Source organism: Anaerococcus lactolyticus S7-1-13, assembly GCF_000758765.1.
GTDB classification, from domain to species: domain Bacteria; phylum Bacillota; class Clostridia; order Tissierellales; family Peptoniphilaceae; genus Anaerococcus; species Anaerococcus lactolyticus.
The window spans coordinates 1-4,355 of the sequence record NZ_JRMW01000022.1; the positions used below are offsets into that span (position 1 = coordinate 1).

General features: G+C 45.4%; 6 tRNA genes and 2 rRNA genes. All 8 read right to left on the minus strand.

Features of this window, described 5'->3' with window-relative positions:
- Positions 1 to 46: 46 nt before the first annotated feature.
- A tRNA-Asp gene (locus HMPREF1630_RS01725) sits at positions 47 to 123 on the minus strand.
- Positions 124 to 167: 44 nt separating this feature from the next.
- Positions 168 to 243, minus strand: a tRNA-Val gene (locus tag HMPREF1630_RS01730).
- Positions 244 to 385: 142 nt separating this feature from the next.
- A tRNA-Glu gene (locus HMPREF1630_RS01735) sits at positions 386 to 460 on the minus strand.
- Positions 461 to 500: 40 nt separating this feature from the next.
- Positions 501 to 577: transfer RNA gene (locus tag HMPREF1630_RS01740), tRNA-Met, on the minus strand.
- Positions 578 to 625: 48 nt separating this feature from the next.
- Positions 626 to 714: transfer RNA gene (locus HMPREF1630_RS01745), tRNA-Leu, on the minus strand.
- Positions 715 to 755: 41 nt separating this feature from the next.
- Positions 756 to 830: transfer RNA gene (locus HMPREF1630_RS01750), tRNA-Asn, on the minus strand.
- Between the two features lie 98 nt (positions 831 to 928).
- Positions 929 to 1,045, minus strand: a 5S ribosomal RNA gene (gene rrf, locus HMPREF1630_RS01755).
- Between the two features lie 42 nt (positions 1,046 to 1,087).
- Positions 1,088 to 4,179: ribosomal RNA gene (locus HMPREF1630_RS01760) — 23S ribosomal RNA — on the minus strand.
- Between the last annotated feature and the right edge of the window lie 176 nt (positions 4,180 to 4,355).

The following is a 4,355-nucleotide window of genomic DNA, read 5'->3' on the forward strand; positions in this document are numbered from 1 at the left end:
GCGGACCTAGAACGAAGTCACATCTGGATCACTATTGCAATCCAAATGGCGACCTGGATGGGAATCGAACCCACGACCTCCGCCGTGACAGGGCGGCATTCTAACCAGCTGAACTACCAGGCCATAATCAAGGATTAAATAATCCCCAAAAATATATTAATTATAAATGGTGGAAGTAACAGGGCTCGAACCTGTGACCCCCTGCTTGTAAGGCAGATGCTCTCCCAACTGAGCTATACTTCCATAAACAGAACGAATTTTATAAGTCCTCGGACTTCGTCCTGCGGTATTTCGTCTTAAGGTTTTTATTTTCCGTACATCAGCTATCTCGCTTCGCTACGAGGTGCTCCACACGGGCCCTCCATGAGCTGGGCAGGCTTGCTTTTGGTGACCCTACCGGGATTCGAACCCGGGATACCACCGTGAAAGGGTGGTGTCTTAACCGCTTGACCATAGGGCCGTATTTCTAGTATTATTTTAAGTTGGTATTGATTTATGTATGGTTGCGGGAGCAGGATTTGAACCTACGACCTCCGGGTTATGAGCCCGACGAGCTACCAGACTGCTCTATCCCGCGACATTGACCAGGAAAGATAATCCTTGTACCCTTAGACCAAAAATAATATGGTGCCGAGAATCGGAATCGAACCGATACGGTGTTTAACCACCGCAGGATTTTAAGTCCTGTGCGTCTGCCAGTTCCGCCACCCCGGCATTGTCATATTAAAGCTTTGTGGCTTTAAGCTAAAAGCTAATGGCGCTCAGGGTGGGACTCGAACCCACAACCTACCGGTTAACAGCCGGGTGCTCCACCATTGAGCTACCTAAGCATTATAGTGCTAATATCATAGCATTAAAATGTGATTTTGTCAATATTTTTCTAACCCATTCCTAACCCAACCATAATTTGGCTGGGTAGAAATTAGTTATTTGGCAACTTCCTACTCTACCACACGGTTGCCCGAGCAGTACCATCGGCGTTATAAGGCTTAACTTCTGTGTTCGGTATGGGAACAGGTGTATCCCTTATGCAATCATCACCATATTAATGACCTTTAAAAACTTTTTGTAATAGCAAACAATATTTCCAGTCAAGATATAAAGTTTAGTATCCATTAGCTTAATACATTACTGTACTTACACCTTGGACCTATCAAACGTATTTTCTTTACGTACTCTGAGAAATCTTATCTTGAGGTCTGTTTCGTACTTAGATGCTTTCAGTACTTATCGTTTCCACACGTAGCTACCCAGCTATGCAAATGGCTTTACAACTGGTACACCATTGGTGTGTCCATCCCGGTCCTCTCGTACTAGGGACAGATCCTCTCAAATTTCTTACGCCCACGCTGGATAGGGACCGAACTGTCTCACGACGTTCTGAACCCAGCTCGCGTGCCTCTTTAATGGGCGAACAGCCCAACCCTTGGGACCTACTTCAGCCCCAGGATGAGACGAGCCGACATCGAGGTGCCAAACCTCCCCGTCGATGTGGACTCTTGGGGGAGATAAGCCTGTTATCCCCGGGGTAGCTTTTATCCGTTGAGCGATGGCCCTTCCATGCGGTGCCACCGGATCACTAAGTCCGTATTTCTACTCTGCGCAACTTGTAGGTTTTGCAGTTAAGCTCGCTTTTGCCTTTGTACTCTACGAATGGTTTCCGTCCATTCTGAGCGAACCTTTGAACGCCTCCGTTACTTTTTGGGAGGCGACCGCCCCAGTCAAACTGCCCAACTGACAATGTCCATTGCCCTGATTCAAGGGTCAATGTTAGAACTTTAATATTAGAAAGTTGGTATCCCAAGGGTGACTCTGCACATACTGGCGTACATGCTTCATAGTCTCCCAACTATCCTGTATATCTAATCTCAAAGTCCAATATCAGCCTACAGTAAAGCTCCACGGGGTCTTTCCGTCCTAGCGTGGGTAAGTCGCATCTTCACGACTACTACAATTTCACCGGATCCTTTGTTGAGACAGTGCCCAAATCGTTACACCTTTCGTGCGGGTCGGAACTTACCCGACAAGGAATTTCGCTACCTTAGGACCGTTATAGTTACGGCCGCCGTTTACTGGGGCTTAAGTTCGAGCCTTCGCTTGCGCTAAGCCTTCTCCTTAACCTTCCAGCACCGGGCAGGTGTCAGCTCCTATACTTCATCTTACGATTTTGCAGAAACTTGTGTTTTTGGTAAACAGTCGCTTGGGCCTGGTTTCTGTGGCCATATCGCTATGGCTCCCCTTCTCCCGAAGTTACGGGGACATTTTGCCGAGTTCCTTAACAAAGGTTCTTCCGCGCGTCTTGGTATTCTCTACCTCCCTACCTGTGTCGGTTTCGGGTACGGGCGCTTTGGTCTCGATAGTGACTTTTCTTGGCAATTTGAAATCGGCTACTTCTCTACTTATGTTTTCGATACCTATCAAGCCTTAGCCTTAATAGTGTGCGGATTTGCCTACACACTGGCCTTGACTCTTAGACTAGCATCCATCAGCTAGCTTAGCTTATCCTCTTGCGTCATCACATCTCTAATATCGACTTTAAGCGGTACAGGAATTTAAACCTGTTGTCCATCGCCTACGCCTTTCGGCCTTGGCTTAGGTCCCGACTTACCCTGAGGGGACGAGCCTTGCTCAGGAATCCTTAGGGTTTCGACGGGAGAGATTCTCACTCTCCTTCTCGCTACTCATGCCAGCATTCTCACTTGTATTAAGTCCACCTTTGCTTTCGCTTCTGCTTCTTCCCTAATACAACGCTCCTCTACCACTGATAGAGATTTTAAATCTAGACATAAAGTTCTTTTTTTGGTTAGATAATACTTTGATTAACCAGGTCATACTTTCGTATGCTGTTTCGGTGATAATTGAGTTTTTTTACCCATATCTTAGTGTTTTACTTTTGATATTTGCGTAATTTTTTTGATTGTATAACTCGTTTATCTTGATATTGTTACAATATTTCCTAGTTAAGTTTTTTATCTTTCCTTTTTAGTCCTTCTTTATGTGATAGATTTAATTTCTCTATCAATCCGAAGCTTCGGTACTGGATTTTAGCCCCGTTCATTTTCGGCGCAAACCCACTTGACCAGTGAGCTATTACGCATTCTTTAAATGCATGGCTGCTTCTAAGCCAACGTCCTGGTTGTCTTAGTAGGTTCACATCCTTTTCCACTTAATCCAGATTTGGGGACCTTAGCTGTCGGTCTGGGCTGTTTCCCTTTCGACTTAGAAGCTTATCCCTCTAAGTCTGACTCCTTGACCTGATTTTTTGGCATTCGGAGTTTGATAGGTTTCGGTACGGTTAACCGCCCTAGACCATTCAGTGCTCTACCTCCTAAAATCTTTAGTCAAAGGCTAGCCCTAAAGCTATTTCGAGGAGAACCAGCTATATCCGAGTTCGTTTGGCTTTTCACCCCTATCCACAACTCATCCGATACGTTTTAAACCGTACCCGGTTCGAGCCTCCAGTGAATTTTACTTCACCTTCACTCTGGCCATGGATAGATCACCCGGTTTCGGGTCTATTCTAATCGACTGTGGCCCTGTTAAGACTCGCTTTCGCTTTGACTCCGTATCTTAGATACTTAATCTTGCCGCTTAGAATAACTCGCTGGCCCATTCTACAAAAGGTACGACATCACACTTTAGTGCTCTGTCTGCTTGTAGGCGCTAGGTTTCAGGTTCTGTTTCACTCCCCTTTCGGGGTTCTTTTCACCTTTCCCTCACGGTACTTGTTCGCTATCGGTCACATGTTAGTATTTAGCCTTAGGGGATGGGCCCCCTGTCTTCACAACGGATTCCTCGTGTCCGGTGCTACTTTCACTCTGTCCATTTTTAAGTTTCGTCTACAAGACTTTCACTTTCTTTGGTTCATTTTCCCAAATGATTTGACTACTTAAAGATGATCCTTATTGAGTTGGGCTGTTTTCTTTTCGCTCGCCGCTACTAGGAAAATCGAGTTTTCTTTCTTTTCCTCCTGCTACTTAGATGTTTCAGTTCGCAGGGTCTTACCTCACTAAGCTATGTATTCACTTAGTGATGACTAGTTCTTCACTAGCCGGGTTTCCCCATTCGGAGACCTAGGGGTTATGGCTTTTTGTGAGCTTGCCCTAGTTTTCGTTCACTTACGTCCTTCTTCGTCTTCATGTGCCAAGGCATCCACCTGGCGCCCTTTCTTTCTTGACTGGAAATATTGTTTGCTATTTAGTTTTTATTGGTTCAATAACCTTTAAAATCATAATAGAAGATAAAGTTAATTACTGTGAGATTTTAAAATCTCTCGGAAGGGAGAGAGCGTACCCTCTCCCTTATCCTTAGAAAGGAGGTGATCCAGCCGCACCTTCCGATACGGCTACCTTGTT